Source organism: Nocardioides hankookensis, assembly GCF_042658885.1.
Taxonomy (GTDB): Bacteria; Actinomycetota; Actinomycetes; order Propionibacteriales; family Nocardioidaceae; genus Nocardioides; species Nocardioides hankookensis.
Genome location: NZ_JBHSRJ010000008.1, coordinates 57,848 through 72,143, shown reverse-complemented (window position 1 = coordinate 72,143; position 14,296 = coordinate 57,848). Strand labels below are relative to the sequence as shown.

Below are 14,296 nucleotides of genomic sequence, written 5' to 3'. Positions count from 1 at the left end.
ATGATCGTGCTGATCGGGCCGATGGGGTCCGGCAAGACGACGGTGGGCGGGCTGGTGGCCGAGCGCCTCGGGGCTGCCCTGCGCGACACCGACCACGACGTGGAGGCGACCGCCGGCCGCGAGATCGCCGAGATCTTCGTCGACGAGGGCGAGGCCGCCTTCCGTGCGATGGAGCGCGCGGCCGTCGCGGAGGCGCTGGCGACCCACGACGGCGTGCTCGCTCTCGGCGGGGGAGCCGTGCTCGATCCCGGCACCCGGGACCTGCTGGCCGGCCACGACGTCGTCTTCCTCCGGGTCGGGCTCTCGGACGCCGTGAAGCGCGTCGGGCTCGGCACGTCGCGGCCGCTGCTCCTGGGCAACGTCCGCGGCCGCATCAAGGCCCTGCTCGACGAGCGCACCCCGGTCTACGAGTCGGTCGCGACGCTCGTGGTGGAGACCGACGGCCGCGAGGCCGCCGAGGTCGCCGACGAGGTCGTCTCCGCCCTGGCGGCACGAGCATGAGCGCCGTCATCCGGGTGGCCGGACCCTCGCCGTACGACGTCGTGGTAGGCCACGGCGTCGCCGACCGGCTGCCCGCCCTCCTCGGCGACGGGGTCACCCGGGTCGCCGTCGTGCACCCGGAGGGCCTGTCCGCCGACCCGATCATCGAGGCGCTCGAGGGCGGCTACGAGGTCATCGGCATCGCCATCCCGGACGGGGAGGGCGCGAAGACGGCCACGGTCGCCGCCGGCTGCTGGGAGGTGCTCGGCGAGGCCGGCTTCACCCGTTCCGACGCGGTCGTGACGTACGGCGGCGGGGCGACCACCGACCTCGGCGGCTTCGTGGCCGCCACCTGGCTGCGCGGGGTCAAGGTCGTGCACGTGCCGACCACACTGCTGGCGATGGTCGACGCCGCGGTCGGCGGCAAGACCGGCATCAACACCGGCGCGGGCAAGAACCTGGTCGGCTCCTTCCACGAGCCCACCGGCGTCCTGTGCGACCTCGCCACGCTGGAGACGCTGCCGCGCGCCGAGCTCGTGGCCGGCCTCGGCGAGGTCGTGAAGTGCGGCTTCATCGCCGACCCCGTCATCCTCGACCTCGTCGAGACCACGGACCCGGCCCACCTGACGCCCGACTCGGCGGTGCTCGTCGAGCTCGTCGAGCGCGCGATCCGGGTCAAGGCCGAGGTGGTCGCCGCCGACCTCAAGGAGACCGGCGGCAGCGACGGGCACCCCGGTCGGGAGGCCCTCAACTACGGGCACACGCTCGCCCACGCCATCGAGCGCACCGAGGACTACTCGATCCGGCACGGCGAGGCCGTCGCGATCGGCTGCGTCTTCGTCGCCGAGGTCGCCGGCCGCGCGGGGCTGCTCGCGCCCGACGTCGTCGCCCGGCACCACACGGCGTTCGCCCGGGTCGGGCTCCCCACGACGTACGACGGCGCGCCGTTCGAGACGCTGCACGCGGCCATGAAGGTCGACAAGAAGTCGCGGGGCAACCTGTTGCGTCTCGTCGTGCTGAGCGACGTCGGCAAGCCCACCGTGCTCGCCGGCCCGGACGAGGCCGACCTGCGCGCCGCCTACGCAGCCATCGCGAGTCCTCAGGGAGACCGGTCATGACGAAGGTGCTCGTCCTCAACGGCCCCAACCTCGGCCGGCTCGGCCGCCGCCAGCCCGAGATCTACGGCAGCACCACCCACGCCGAGCTCGCCGACCTCTGCGTCGGCTGGGGGCGCGACCTCGGCCTGGAGGTCGAGGTGCGGCAGACCAACCACGAGGGCGAGATGCTCGACTGGCTCAACGCCGCCGCCGACGACGACACCCCCGTGGTGCTCAACGCAGCCGCGTGGACGCACTACTCGTACGCGATCTTCGACGCCTGCGCCCAGCTCACCGCACCGCTGGTCGAGGTGCACATCTCCGACCCGCACCAGCGGCCCGAGGAGTTCCGACACACCTCGGTCGTCACGCCGTACGCCGCCGAGGTGGTCGCTGGGCACGGCGTCGACGGCTACCGGATGGCTCTCGAGGTCGTCGCCCGCGCCTGACCCCTCACGGCAGGTGACCCACCCAGGTCATGCTCGCGCTCTCGAAGGTGCTGAGGGCGAGTGCCGAGCCCGAGTTCTGCAGCGTCCGGATCGTCACGAACTCCCCGGCGTCGAGCTCGGTCACGCAGCTCGTGGTGATGAAGTTGTTGGTGTCGGCGAACCCGGGGTCACGGTCGACGCAGGCCGGGTTGCCGTTGACCCCGTTCTTGGCGATGTTGACGGTGCGGAAGCCGTCGGGGTCCGTGGGGGCGTACCCGATCGTCGCGGAGACGAGGTAGAGGCCGTCGACCGGTGCGACCAGCTGCGTGCGGCCGCCGGCGCTCTCGTCGTACATCGACGCCACGGTCTCGTAGGTGTGGAACGGCCCCCAGTTCAGGACGCTGGCGTTGACGGCGTCGGAGGGGATCGTCGTGGGGCTGGAGACCCCGTCGACCCGCACGGCCGGGATCACGCCGATCTCGGGGACGCCGACGACGCCGGCCCCGAGCTGAGGGTCGGGGAACGTCCCGGTGAGGTCGCCGCCGGCGGCGACGCCCGCGACCGGGCCGGGGATGCCCTGCTCGCCCTGGATGCCCTGCTCACCCTGCTCGCCCGGGGGACCCTGGACGCCCGCAGGCCCGGTCCGGCCCCGCAGCGACGCGCGCGCCTTGGCGCTGAGGTCCTTGGCCTGGACGCTGCCGTCCTTGATCTGCTTGCCCGTGATGAGCTTGCGGGAGACCTTGTCGACGCTGTCCGCGGCGAAAGCCGGGCCGTCGAGTGCCACGAAGAGGGCGAGCATTCCGAGACCGATGCCCAGCCACTGGTGCCTCAGCGTGTCCATGACTGACGGTAGAAGCCCCCGCCGCGCCACGGCATGGCCCGATCGGGCCATAGCGCCACGAGGAACCTGATCCCGCTCCCGTCCGTCCGATCCTCCATGAACCGAGACCTCACCCTCAGTGTCCGCACCCTGCTGCTCGGTCTCCTCGTCGTCCTCGCGCTCGTGGTCGCCTACCTGCTGGGCAGCGCGGGCGGCACCACCGCGCAGGCGGCGGACGACGAGACGCCGACGCCGGTGCCGGCCGAGAAGCACGAGCTGACGATGACCGGGACCGGCGACGCGAGCGCCGTCCCGGACCAGCTGTCGTTCGCCCTGGCGGTGTCCCTCACCCGGCCCGACCTCGACGACGCCCTCGACGCCGCCAACCGTGCCATGGCCAGGGTGCTGTCGTCGCTGAAGGAGCACGGCGTGGAGAAGGGCGACGTGCAGACCACCGGGCTGTCGATGAACCCGGTCTACGACTACCCGGCCTACAGCCCGCCGGTGCTGCGCGGCTACCACGTCGCCGAGCGTGCGCGGGTGCTCGTCGACGACCTGAAGGAGGGCGGGGCCGCCGTCACCACGGCGGTCGCGGCGGGTGGCAACGACGTCCGCGTCGACGACCTGAAGCTGCTCGTCGGCGACACCGACGAGGTCATGGCGAAGGCGCGTGACGCCGCGGTCGCGGAGGCGCGCACCAAGGCCGAGCAGTACGCCGAGGCGTCCGGCGAGGAGCTGGGCGACGTGGTGACCATCAGCGAGGTGCACGCCAAGCCGCTGCCGACGCCGGTCGAGCAGTACGGCGACCTCGCCGCTGCGCTCGACCGGGGCGCGTCGGTGCCGATCCGGGCCGGGCGCGACGAGGCGTCGGTGACGGTCCGGATCGTGTGGGACCTGGAGTAGGGCCGAACCAGGCCGAAATAGGGGAGTCGCAGAGTCAGCCGATAGACTCCTCCGCTGGTGCCCACGCGGTGGGCGACCCCACGATCCCACTCGACGTACGAAGGCTGGCACGCACGCATGGCAACGACGAACGACCTGAAGAACGGCATGGTTCTCAACATCGACGGCCAGCTCTGGGCCGTGGTGGAGTTCCAGCACGTGAAGCCGGGCAAGGGCCCCGCCTTCGTGCGCACGAAGCTCAAGAACGTCGAGTCCAACAAGACCGTCGACAAGACCTTCAACGCCGGCACCAAGGTCGAGACCGCCACGGTCGACCGTCGCACCATGCAGTACCTCTACAACGACGGCTCGTCCTTCGTCTTCATGGACGTCGCCGACTACGAGCAGATCGAGATCAGCCCCGAGATCGTCGGCAACGCGGCGAACTTCCTCCTGGAGAACCAGGAGGCCGTCGTGGCCACCAACGAGGGCCGCGTCCTCTTCATCGAGCTCCCGGCCTCGGTCGAGCTGCTCATCACGTTCACCGAGCCCGGCCTCGCCGGCGACTCGGCCACCGGCCGCACCAAGCCGGCGACCCTCGAGACCGGTCACGAGATCCAGGTCCCGCTCTTCATCAACCAGGGCGAGAAGGTCAAGGTCGACACCCGCGACTCGTCGTACATGGGCCGCGTGAAGGGCTGATGTCAGCCCGCTCCAAGGCCCGCAAGCGGGCGCTCGACGTCCTCTTCGCCTCCGACGTGCGCGGCGAGTCCGCGACCACCGCGCTGGAGACCGCGATCGCCGACGGCGAGGGCCCGACCAACGACTACACCGCCGTGCTGGTGCGTGGGGTCGAGGAGCACCGCGGCCACATCGACGAGGTGCTCGCGCAGTACGCCGAGGGCTGGACCCTCCAGCGGATGCCGGCCGTGGACCGCAACGTCCTGCGTCTCGGCGTCTGGGAGCTGCTGTACGCCGAGGACGTGCCCGACAGCGTCGCGATCAGCGAGGCGATGGCGCTGGTGACGGACCTGTCGACCGACGAGTCGCCGCAGTTCGTCAACGGCGTGCTCGGTGCGGTGCAGCGCAACAAGGCGTCGCTGGTCTGATGTCCCTACGCTGAGCACATGACTCAGCGCGAGGTGGACCTGGTCGTCATCGGCACCGGCCCGGGCGGCGAGGCTCTCGCCACCGGAGCCGCGAAGGCGGGCCTGGAGGTCGTGGCCGTCGACAAGCACCTGGTGGGCGGTGAGTGCCCTTACTACGGCTGCATCCCGACCAAGATGATGGTCCGCGGCGCCGACGTCGTCGCAGAGGTACGCCGGGCCGCCGAGGTCGCGGGCGAGGCCACCATCACGCCGGCCTGGGACGTCGTGCACCGCCGCATCGACGAGCAGGCGACGACCCACTGGGACGACACGATCGCCGTCGACCGGCTGCGCGACGCCGGGGCGACCGTGCACCACGGTGTCGGCCGGCTCGCCGGGCCGCGGCAGGTCACCGTCGAGGGCGCCGACGGCGAGACGACCACCTACACCGCCCGCCGCGGGGTCGTGGTCAACCCGGGCACCCGCCCGGCCGTCCCGCCGGTCGAGGGCCTCGCGGACACGCCGTACTGGACCAACCGCGACGCCGTGCAGCTCGCGGAGCTCCCGGGGTCGCTCGTCGTCGTCGGCGGTGGGCCGATCGGCTGCGAGATGGCCCAGGTCTTCGCGCGGTTCGGCGTCCGGGTGACGGTGGTCCAGCACGGGCCGCGGCTGGTGCCGGCCAACGAGCCCGAGGCGGCCGCGCTGCTCGCCGAGGTGTTCGCGCACGAGGGCATCCGGGTGCTCACCGACGTCGAGCTCCAGCGGGCGTCGTACGCCGAGGGCGCCTTCACCCTCGGCCTCGACACCGGTGAGGAGCTGGTCGTCGACAAGGTGCTGGTGGCCGCGGGGCGGACCCCCAACCTCGACGACCTCGGCCTCGAGACGGTCGGTCTCGACCCGCACGCGCGGACCCTCGAGACGGACGAGCGCCTGCGGGTCCAGGGCGGGCCCCAGGAGTGGCTCTGGGCGATCGGCGACGTCACCGGCAAGGGCGCGTTCACGCACGTCTCGATGTACCAGTCCGCGGTCGCGCTGCGCGACGTCCTCGGCGAGGACGGCGCACCGGCCAGCTATCACGCGGTGCCGCACGCGACGTTCACCGACCCGGAGATCGGCGGCGTCGGGATGAGCGAGCAGCAGGCGCGCGACGCGGGGCTCACCGTGCGCACGGGCATCACGAAGCTCGAGCAGTCGTCGCGCGGTTTCACCCACGGCCCCGGTGGGCACGGGCTGATCAAGGTCGTCGAGGACGCCGACCGCGGGGTCCTAGTCGGTGCGACCGCGATGGGGCCGGCAGGCGGCGAGATCCTCGGCTTCCTGGCCGTCGCGGTGCACGCGGAGGTCCCGGTCGACACGCTCAGGACGATGATCTATGCCTACCCGACCTTCCACCGCGCCATCGAGTCCGCGCTCGCCGATCTCTCCTGACCGCGACTGGATCGACTGGGTCGCCCGCGCCGGGCTGGTCGCGTACGGCGTCGTCTACGTCCTCATCGGCTGGCTGGCGATCCAGCTGGCGTTCGGCGACCGCTCCGGCGCCCCGTCCAGCTCGGGAGCCCTGCGCGAGCTCGCGCAGCAGCACTTCGGCGGCGTCCTGATCTGGGTCGTCTCGATCGGGATGTTCCTGCTGGCCCTGTGGCAGCTCGTCGAGGCCGCCTTCGGCCACCGGGACGAGGACGGCAGGAAGCGCGTCGGGAAGCGCCTGGCCTCGGCCGGCAAGGCGATCGTCTACGTCGTCATCGGCGTCAGCGGCGTCAAGATCGCCATCGGCAGCAGCTCCTCGGGCAAGGGCGAGGAGACCTTCACCGCCCAGCTCATGGACCTGCCCGCCGGGCAGGTGCTCGTCGTCGCCGTCGGCCTCGCGATCATCGGCTTCGGGCTGTTCCAGCTCTACCGGGCCTGGACCGAGGGCTTCGCCGACAAGCTGGACTCCGAGGGCCGCAGCGGGAAGAGCGGCACGGCGTACGTCGCGTTCGGCAAGGCCGGCTACTCCGCGCGGGGTGTCGCCTTCGCGATCGTGGGCGGGCTCTTCTGCTACGCCGGGATCACCCACGAGGCCAAGAAGTCCGGCGGCCTCGACCAAGCGCTCTTCACGGTGCTCGACCAGCCGTTCGGGCCGTTCCTGCTCGGGATCGTCGGGGTCGGACTGGCCTGCTTCGGCCTCTTCACCTTCGCCCAGGCCCGCCACCTCTCACGCTAGTGCGGCTACCGCCTCGACCGCCTCGTCGACCTGCTCGGGCGTGGTGACGATGCTCGGGCCCAGTCCCAGGTACGACGTGGCGTACGACGTCGAGCTCGCGACGATGCCCTGCTCGCGCAGCATCAGGACGGCGTTCTGGGGCGGCAGGCCGGGCACGTCGACGCAGACGATGCCGGCCGACACCGCCGGGTCCGTCGGCGTGATGACGGTGACGCCGGTGCCGGCGAGACGCTCCTTGAGCCGGCTGGCCTGCTCGACCGTGCGCGCGACGACCGCCGAACGCCGCGAACTGGCTCGCCGCGGGGTCGAGGGGGAACTGCGCGCGCACCGACGCCCAGTCGGTGGGGTCGAAGTCGGGGACGCTCAGCCGGTCCGGGGGCCCGGTGGGAGAGGCGTCGGTCGGGGTGGGCGACGCCGTCGGCGGGGCGGCGTCCGGGTGGTCGTCGCACCCCACGACCAGGGCCGCTCCGCCGGCGATGCCGGCGCCGATGAGGGCACGTCGTGACGAGAACGGCATGGACCATGGTGGCAGGGTTGCGGCCATGACGGACACCGATCGCAGACCGGTCGACCCAGTCGACGTCGTCGTGCTCGGCCTCGGGGCGGGTGGAGAGCACGCCGCCCGCAAGCTCGCCGAGGCGGGCCTCCGGGTGGTCGCCGTCGAGCGCGACCTGGTCGGCGGCGAGTGCCCGTTCTACGGCTGCACGCCGTCGAAGCTGATGATCCACGCGGCCCACGAGGGTCGCGGGCTGGGCCGGGCGGCGACCCGGATCCGGGAGGCCAACCACGACTGGAGCGACGAGAGCCACGCCGGACCGCTCGAGGAGGCCGGGGTCCGCATCGTCCGCGGGCACGGGCGCCTGGCCGGCCAGGGCCGCGTCGAGGTCGCCGGCACGACGTACGACGCCCGGCTCGGCGTCCTGCTCGACACCGGCACCGAGCCGACCGTCCCGCCGGTCGATGGGCTCGCCGGGACGCCGTACTGGACCAACCGCGAGGTGATGCGGGAGGTCGAGGCGCCGGAGTCGATGGTGGTGCTCGGTGGCGGTCCGATCGGGTGCGAGCTGGCGCAGGCGTTCGCCCGGTTCGGGACCCGGGTGACGCTGGTCGAGGCCGAGGACCGACTGCTCGGGCCCGAGGAGCCCGAGGCCGCCGAGGTCGTGACCCGGGTGCTGCGCGCCGAGGGCGTCGACGTCCGGGTGGGCTCGGAGCTCAGCCGGGTCGAGCACGACGGCGGCTTCGTCCTGGAGGTCGGGGGCGAGGTGCTGAGCGCCGAGCGGCTGCTGGTCGCGGTCGGGCGCACCCCGAACCTCGCCGACATCGGGCTCGAGACGGTCGGGCTGTCCCCGGACGCCGACCACCTCACGACCGACGAGTGGCTGCGGGCGGGGGAGCGGCTCTGGGCCGTCGGGGACATCACCGGAAGGGGCGCGTTCACGCACGTGTCGCTCTACCAGGCGAAGGTCGCGGTCCGCGACCTGCTCGGCCAGGGCGGCTCGGGCGCCGACTACCGAGCGGTCAGCCGGGTGACGTTCACGGACCCGGAGGTCGGCGCCGTCGGCCTCACCGAGGCCCAGGCGAGGGACGCCGGGCTGACGGTCGCGGTCGGCCGCGCGGACATCCCGCAGGCCGCCCGTGGCTGGATCAACGAGGCCGAGGGGATCGTCAAGGTCGTGGCCGACAGGGACCGCGGCGTGCTCGTCGGCGGCACCGTCGTGGCGCCGTACGGCGGGGAGGTGGTCGGCCTGCTGAGTGCGGCCGTGCACGCCGCGATCCCGGTCGAGACGCTGCGCGGGATGCACTACGCGTACCCGACGTTCCACCGCGCGATCGCCGCGGCCCTGAGCGACCTCTGACTGGCGCGTGTGATCGCCTCCATTTGGGGGAAGGACGTGCGTGAGCCGGGACGGGCCCGGCTCTGAGGGAGGAACCGATGTCGCAGGAAGCATGGAGCTCCGGGGGCTCGCGACACGATGCTCACGATCCCGCCGACGACACCAGTGACCGGCTCTACACGCCGGAGGACTTCGCGGCCTACGCCGCCCGCCGGGAGAACCGCGACGGTGGCGCCGGGGAGCGCGAGCCGATCACGTACGGCGACCCGTTGACCGACCCGCTGCCGTCCACGCAGCCGCCGGCCGAGACGCCCCCGCCGCCTGCTGCTCAGCCGTCCACCCCACCTCCGGCCTACCGGCCCTCGACGCCACCGCCGGCCGGGCCGCCGCCCGCCGCCGGCCCGCCGGCGACCCGCCCGCCCGTGACGTCGGCGCCGGTCGCCGCACCGCCCGCGCAGCCGGAGACCGACGACGGCGGCGACGTACGCCGCTTCATGTCGGCCACCGACTTCCTGGACCGTCGCGACGCCGAGCAGGAGCACGGCCCGGCCACCTGGGGCTGGCGCGGCAAGGTGCGCCGCTGGAGCGGTGGCCTGATCACCCCGCGGATGGGTCCCGACGAGCTCGCCTACGAGCAGGACCGGGCGACCATCCAGCGCGACTTCGACGGCCCGCGCACGATCGCCTTCATCAACCCCAAGGGCGGCGCCGCGAAGACGACCGGCGTCCTCGCCGCCGGCTTCACGTTCGGCACCGTCCGCGGTGGCGGTGTCGTCGCCTGGGACAACAACGAGACCCGCGGGACCCTGGGCATCCGGGGCACCCGCAGTGCCCACCGCAACACCACGCGCGAGCTGCTCGAGGACCTCGAGCGGTTCACCGACGTCTACCAGTCCCGGATCGGCGACCTGGGCGCGTTCGTGCGCTCCCAGGGCGACGCCCACTTCGACGTGCTCGCTTCCGACGAGCGCCCCGACGTGACCGGGACCATCAGGGCGTCGGACTTCGACTCGGTGCACAAGCTCCTGGAGCGCTTCTACCGAGTCATCCTCATCGACACCGGCAACAACATGCGGGCCGAGAACTGGCTCGCCGCTGCCGGGGCGGCCGACCTCCTGGTCGTCACGTCGACGGTGCGTGAGGACACCGGCTACAGCGGACTGTGGATGCTCGACGCGCTGCAGGACGCCGGCTACCAGGACCTCAAGCACAAGACCGTCACGGTGCTCTCGGACCCGTCCGCGAACGTCGACGCGAAGCTCGCGGCCGACCTCGTGGACGTCTACCAGCAGCGCACCCGCGGGGTCTACCGCGTCCCCTACGACCCGGCGCTGGTCGCCGGGTCCGTCGTGCCCTACGCCCAGCTCTCCGAGAACACCCGGATGCAGTGGCTCAGGGCCTGCGCGGGGATGGCTGCCGCGCTCTGAGCGCGTCGCCCTGACCGCTGGCCCGCTGCCTCCGGCCGCTCGACCCGGCCGGAGGTGGTGGGTCGGCTCCTGGCCGGATCAGGAGTCAGCTCTTCGCTGCGCCCCAGCCGTGCCACTTCTCGACGACCAGCCAGGCGCTGGTGCGCGGGCTCTCGCGGTTCGGGTACGGCTTGCCGGTGTAGTGCGTGCTCAGCCGGTCGATGTCGACCAGTCCCTCGTCGACGCTCAATCCCTCGACCCGGCCGACGAGCGACACGTGGGTGTACCAGCCGGACTCGTCGAGCACGGTGAGGCTGACCCGGGGGTCGCGGCGCAGGTGCTGGAGCCGGACCCGGGTGTCGTCCATGTTCAGCAGCACCCGGTCGTCCTCCTCGAGGAGGTACCAGGTAGCCACCGAGATCGGCTGGCCGTCCGAGCGCAGCGTCGACACGACCGCCGGGTTGGGCTTCAGCAGCAGGGCGCGGACGTCGTCGCGGAACGGCAGCTCGGGCATGGATCCTCCTGGGGACGGGTTACCTCGAGGTTAGGGTCACACCCCAGGTCCCCGAGCGAGAGGTTCACCATGCGCGCCGTCGTGTACGACAAGACCGGTCCGTCCTCCGTCCTGGAGCTGGTCGAGCGCGACCTGCCCGAGCCCGGTCCCGGCGAGGTGCGGGTGCGGGTGGTCCGGTCGGGCGTCAACCCGACCGACTGGAAGTTCCGTGCCGGGATGATGGCCGGCTGGGACGAGGTCGTCCCCGGGCAGGACGGCGCGGGGGTGGTCGACGCGGTCGGCCCCGGTGTCGAGGAGCACGCCGTGGGCGACCGGGTCTGGTTGGTGCTCGCGCAGCACGGGCGCCCCTACGGCACCGCGGCCGAGCACACGGTGCAGCCGGTCGGTCGGGTCGCGCCGCTGGCCGACGAGGCGTCGTACGACCTCGGCGCGAGCCTCGGCGTGCCGGCGGTGACGGCGCACCGGGCGCTGACCGCCGGTGAGGACGGCCCGCAGCGGCTGGGTCCCGGGACGCTGGCCGGCCGGGTGGTGCTGGTCGCCGGGGGTGCGGGCGCCGTCGGCAACGCCGCGATCCAGCTGGCGCGCTGGTCCGGGGCGACCGTCGTGACCACCGTCAGCAGCGAGGAGAAGGCCGCGCTGGCGCGGGCCGCCGGCGCCGACCACGTCGTCAACTACCGCGAGGGCGACGCGACCCGGGCGATCCAGGAGGTGGCGCCCGACGGGGTCGACATCGCTGTCGAGGTGGCACCCGCGCAGAACATCGGCATCGACCTCGAGGCCGTCAAGGTGCACGGCCTGGTCTCGATCTACGCCAACAACGGCGGCGACGAGCTGACCATGCCGCTGCGGGCGGCGTTCGGGAAGAACCTGCGCTTCCAGTTCCTCATCCTCTACACGCTGCACGACCACCTGGTCCGGGCCGCGGTCGAGGACGTCAACGCCGCGGTCGCCGCCGGAGCGCTGCGGGTCGGCGCGGACGCCGGCGTGCCGCTGCACCACTTCCCGCTCGACGAGACGGCCGCGGCGCAGGACGCCGTAGAGGCCGGCGCGGTCGGCAAGGTCCTCATCGACGTCACCGACGCGTAATCAGGACGGCCCCCGATCTCAGGCACCGCGTGGTTGAGTGGACACGTGGCCAAACCGTTGTGGGTCGTCGTCGGCGTCGTGCTCGTGCTCCTCGGGCTGCTGTGGACGCTCCAGGGCATCGACGTCATCCAGGGGAGCTCGATGAGCGGCACCCGGACCTGGTCGATCATCGGTCCGATCGTGCTGCTCGTGGGGGCCGTCGTCGCGTCGGTCGGCATCCGTGGGCGCAGGCCCTGATCCCGGCCCTGGTCCGGGCTCCGACGGCGCCCCGGTCGGCCGCCGGGTGGTGCTCGGCCTCCTCGGGCTCGGTGCGCTCGGTGTCGTCACCGGCGCCTCGGTCCAGGACGGTCTCAGCAAGCTGCTCGCGCCCGTGCAGCTGCGCGACCCGACCGGCCTCACGTCGCTGGTCCCGCTCGGCAACACCTGGCGCTACTACTCGGTCACCGGTGCGGTCGAGCCCCGCGACGCCACGACGTACTCGCTGAAGGTGGCCGGGCTGGTCGACCACCCGACGACGTACCGGCTGCGCGACCTCGAGGCGCTGCCGCAGCTCTCGTTCACCGACACCTTCCACTGCGTCACCGGCTGGCACGTGCCGGACGTGCCGTGGACCGGGGTGCGGCTCTCCGACCTGCTCGACCGCGCCGCGCCGACGAGCAAGGCGGTCGGCGTGCGCTTTCACTCCTTCGACGGCACCTACTCGGTCAACATGACCCTCGACCAGGCCCGCGCCGACGACGTGGTCGTCGCGCTCGGCATGTACGGCAAGCCGGTGACCCACGACCACGGGGGACCGGTGCGGATCTACTCGGGCTCGATGTACGGCTACAAGAGCACCAAGTGGCTCTCCGAGATCGAGGTGACCGACAACAACGACCCGGGCTACTGGGAGGCCCGCGGCTACCCGCTCGACGGGTTCATCGGTGAGTGAGACGGCCGGCCACTCCGTGGCGAGGTTCGCCCGGGCGGAGCGGCTGGTGCACCGCTCGGTCGCGATCCTGATGGGCGTCTGCCTGGTCACCGCGCTGGTCCTCTACAACGGCTCGCTGATGATGGCGGTCGGGCACCGGCCCTGGTCGAGACGGTGCACGTCTGGAGCGGCCTCGCGCTGCCCGTCCCGATGCTCGCCGGGGCGCTCTCGGCGGCGTACCGCGCAGACGTACGCCGGCTCAACCGGTTCACCCCCGCCGACTGGCAGTGGCTGCGCAGCAAGGAGCGGCGCGACGGCACCATCCGGGTCGGCAAGTTCAACGCCGGCCAGAAGATCAACTCCTGGCTGGTCGCCGGGGCGACCGGCGTGCTCCTGGGCACCGGTGTCCTCATGTACTGGACCGGGCTGGTGCGCCTGTCCTGGCGCTCCGGCGCGACCTTCGTGCATGACTGGTCGGCCCTGGCCCTCGGCCTCCTCGTGCTCGGTCACGTGGTCTACGCGCTGCGCGATCCCGAGGCGCGTCGCGGCATGCGCACCGGGCGGGTCTCGACCCGCTGGGCCCGGCGGGAGCACGCGGCCTGGGCCGACGAGCTTTTACCTCCCCGACCTTGAGCACGGAGCCGCCGCGGCCGATCTGACTGGTGAGAAGCCAGTCGAGGAGGTCGCCATGAGCACCCAGCACCGCGACATCTTCGTGCTGTCCGGCGGCGGCTCCCGCGGTGCAGGACAGGTCGGCATGCTGCGTGCCCTGCTGGCCGCCGGCGTACGCCCCGACCTGATGGTCGCGGGGTCGGTCGGCTCCCTGAACGCCTGCTTCCTCGCCGCGGACCCGACCCCCGCCCGGGTCGAGGAGCTGGCGCGGGTGTGGGCATCGATGACGTCGACCACGCTCACCGGGCCACGCCGCTCCGCACTCGGCAACCTGGCCCGGCTCCGGCCCTACCTCTTCTCGAACGACGCGCTCCGCCTGCTGGTCGAGCGCCTGCTGCCGGCCAACCGGCTCGAGGACCTGGCGGTGCCGGTCCGGGTCGCCACCACCGACCTGATGACCGGCCGGCCCGTCCACCACGACGTCGGGCACCTGCCCGACGTGCTCTGCGCCTCCGCGGCCCTGCCCGGCCTGCTGCCCCCGGTGATGATCGGGCCGCCCGGAGCGGCGCGGGCGCACGTCGATGCGGGCGTCGCCGAGAACGTCCCGCTGACGGGCGCCGCGGACCTCGCCCGGCCGGGGGACCGGGTGTGGGTGCTCGACGTGACGAAGCGACCGCGCGAGCTGCGCCAGCTCCGGACCCCGGTCGACGTGCTGGTCGCGGCCCTCGCCGGGTCGATCATGAACCGGCCGGCCGCGGCGTTCGACCCCTGGGTCCGTGTCCTCCCGGTCAAGCTCGACGAGGACTACGACTGCGGTCCCGTCTTCGACTTCGGTCACACCGCGACCCTGGTCCGGATGGGGGAGCAGGCGGCCGCCGCTGCACTCGCGGCGCCTGCCCTGTCCGCCGGCTGAGAAACCGGTGGGCCGGGTTCAGCCA

18 protein-coding genes are annotated in these 14,296 nt (G+C 72.7%); 15 read left to right on the top strand and 3 right to left on the bottom strand.

The genetic code is table 11. The features are described from left to right. From ACFPYL_RS17790 to ACFPYL_RS17780, 3 genes are read left to right on the top strand one after another with little or no spacing between them, the layout of a single operon-like run. Nucleotides 1–501, top strand: a complete 501-nt coding sequence (locus tag ACFPYL_RS17790) for a shikimate kinase (protein WP_379157260.1) — start codon at nucleotides 1–3, stop codon at nucleotides 499–501. Beyond that, nucleotides 498–1,598 (top strand): 3-dehydroquinate synthase, encoded by a 1,101-nt coding sequence (gene aroB, locus ACFPYL_RS17785; RefSeq protein WP_379157257.1) that lies wholly within the window; start codon nucleotides 498–500, stop codon nucleotides 1,596–1,598. Before ACFPYL_RS17790 ends, aroB begins: the two co-directional genes overlap by 4 nt. Beyond that, nucleotides 1,595–2,026 (top strand): type II 3-dehydroquinate dehydratase, encoded by a 432-nt coding sequence (locus ACFPYL_RS17780; protein WP_379157254.1) that lies wholly within the window; start codon nucleotides 1,595–1,597, stop codon nucleotides 2,024–2,026. Before aroB ends, ACFPYL_RS17780 begins: the two co-directional genes overlap by 4 nt. Before the next feature lie 4 nt (nucleotides 2,027–2,030). On the opposite strand, the gene ACFPYL_RS17775 is transcribed toward ACFPYL_RS17780, so the two are convergent. After that, entirely contained in the window at nucleotides 2,031–2,846 is an 816-nt protein-coding gene (locus ACFPYL_RS17775) for a hypothetical protein (RefSeq protein ID WP_379157251.1), read from the bottom strand. 96 nt (nucleotides 2,847–2,942) lie between these two features. Between ACFPYL_RS17775 and ACFPYL_RS17770 the strand changes: the two genes are divergently transcribed. From ACFPYL_RS17770 to ACFPYL_RS17750, 5 genes are all read left to right on the top strand, one after another. Next, entirely contained in the window at nucleotides 2,943–3,728 is a 786-nt protein-coding gene (locus ACFPYL_RS17770; RefSeq protein ID WP_379157248.1) for an SIMPL domain-containing protein, read from the top strand. 117 nt (nucleotides 3,729–3,845) lie between these two features. Then, nucleotides 3,846–4,409: an elongation factor P gene (gene efp / locus ACFPYL_RS17765; protein ID WP_379157245.1), complete on the top strand. Its 564-nt coding sequence runs from the start codon at nucleotides 3,846–3,848 to the stop codon at nucleotides 4,407–4,409. Beyond that, the gene (nusB, locus tag ACFPYL_RS17760; protein ID WP_379157242.1) at nucleotides 4,409–4,816 is read left to right on the top strand and encodes a transcription antitermination factor NusB; all 408 of its coding nucleotides are present in this window, start codon (nucleotides 4,409–4,411) and stop codon (nucleotides 4,814–4,816) included. The genes efp and nusB overlap by 1 nt, the downstream gene beginning before the upstream one ends. 18 nt (nucleotides 4,817–4,834) lie before the next feature. After that, nucleotides 4,835–6,223, top strand: a complete 1,389-nt coding sequence (locus ACFPYL_RS17755) for a dihydrolipoyl dehydrogenase family protein (protein ID WP_379157239.1) — start codon at nucleotides 4,835–4,837, stop codon at nucleotides 6,221–6,223. Next, nucleotides 6,168–6,995 carry a DUF1206 domain-containing protein gene (locus tag ACFPYL_RS17750; protein WP_379157236.1) on the top strand — a complete coding sequence of 276 codons (828 nt, stop codon included), beginning with the start codon at nucleotides 6,168–6,170 and terminating at the stop codon, nucleotides 6,993–6,995. Before ACFPYL_RS17755 ends, ACFPYL_RS17750 begins: the two co-directional genes overlap by 56 nt. On the opposite strand, the gene ACFPYL_RS17745 is transcribed toward ACFPYL_RS17750, so the two are convergent. Further along, entirely contained in the window at nucleotides 6,987–7,178 is a 192-nt protein-coding gene (locus ACFPYL_RS17745) for a hypothetical protein (protein ID WP_379157233.1), read from the bottom strand. The two genes, ACFPYL_RS17750 and ACFPYL_RS17745, sit on opposite strands and share 9 nt — an antisense overlap. 359 nt (nucleotides 7,179–7,537) lie before the next feature. Between ACFPYL_RS17745 and ACFPYL_RS17740 the strand changes: the two genes are divergently transcribed. Together ACFPYL_RS17740 and ACFPYL_RS17735 are read left to right on the top strand one after the other, a co-directional pair. Next, nucleotides 7,538–8,851 carry a dihydrolipoyl dehydrogenase family protein gene (locus ACFPYL_RS17740; protein WP_379157230.1) on the top strand — a complete coding sequence of 438 codons (1,314 nt, stop codon included), beginning with the start codon at nucleotides 7,538–7,540 and terminating at the stop codon, nucleotides 8,849–8,851. A gap of 77 nt (nucleotides 8,852–8,928) precedes the next feature. Continuing rightward, the gene (locus ACFPYL_RS17735) at nucleotides 8,929–10,257 is read left to right on the top strand and encodes a MinD/ParA family ATP-binding protein (protein WP_379157227.1); all 1,329 of its coding nucleotides are present in this window, start codon (nucleotides 8,929–8,931) and stop codon (nucleotides 10,255–10,257) included. A gap of 85 nt (nucleotides 10,258–10,342) precedes the next feature. On the opposite strand, the gene ACFPYL_RS17730 is transcribed toward ACFPYL_RS17735, so the two are convergent. Continuing rightward, complete coding sequence (locus ACFPYL_RS17730) at nucleotides 10,343–10,750, bottom strand: PPOX class F420-dependent oxidoreductase (RefSeq protein WP_379157224.1); 408 nt, start codon at nucleotides 10,748–10,750, stop codon at nucleotides 10,343–10,345. A gap of 69 nt (nucleotides 10,751–10,819) precedes the next feature. On the opposite strand from ACFPYL_RS17730, the gene ACFPYL_RS17725 reads away from it, so the two are divergent. From ACFPYL_RS17725 to ACFPYL_RS17705, 5 genes are all read left to right on the top strand, one after another. After that, nucleotides 10,820–11,836, top strand: coding sequence for an NADPH:quinone reductase (locus tag ACFPYL_RS17725; protein WP_379157221.1), 1,017 nt, complete (start codon nucleotides 10,820–10,822; stop codon nucleotides 11,834–11,836). Nucleotides 11,837–11,881: 45 nt separating this feature from the next. After that, on the top strand, nucleotides 11,882–12,073 hold the full coding sequence (locus ACFPYL_RS17720) for a hypothetical protein (RefSeq protein WP_379157218.1): 192 nt from the start codon (nucleotides 11,882–11,884) through the stop codon (nucleotides 12,071–12,073). After that, nucleotides 12,057–12,767 (top strand): molybdopterin-dependent oxidoreductase, encoded by a 711-nt coding sequence (locus tag ACFPYL_RS17715; protein ID WP_379157215.1) that lies wholly within the window; start codon nucleotides 12,057–12,059, stop codon nucleotides 12,765–12,767. Before ACFPYL_RS17720 ends, ACFPYL_RS17715 begins: the two co-directional genes overlap by 17 nt. A gap of 153 nt (nucleotides 12,768–12,920) precedes the next feature. Continuing rightward, entirely contained in the window at nucleotides 12,921–13,379 is a 459-nt protein-coding gene (locus ACFPYL_RS17710; RefSeq protein WP_379157213.1) for a cytochrome b/b6 domain-containing protein, read from the top strand. A 55-nt stretch (nucleotides 13,380–13,434) separates the two neighbouring features. After that, nucleotides 13,435–14,271, top strand: a complete 837-nt coding sequence (locus tag ACFPYL_RS17705) for a patatin-like phospholipase family protein (protein ID WP_379157210.1) — start codon at nucleotides 13,435–13,437, stop codon at nucleotides 14,269–14,271. The last annotated feature ends 25 nt before the right edge of the window (nucleotides 14,272–14,296 follow it).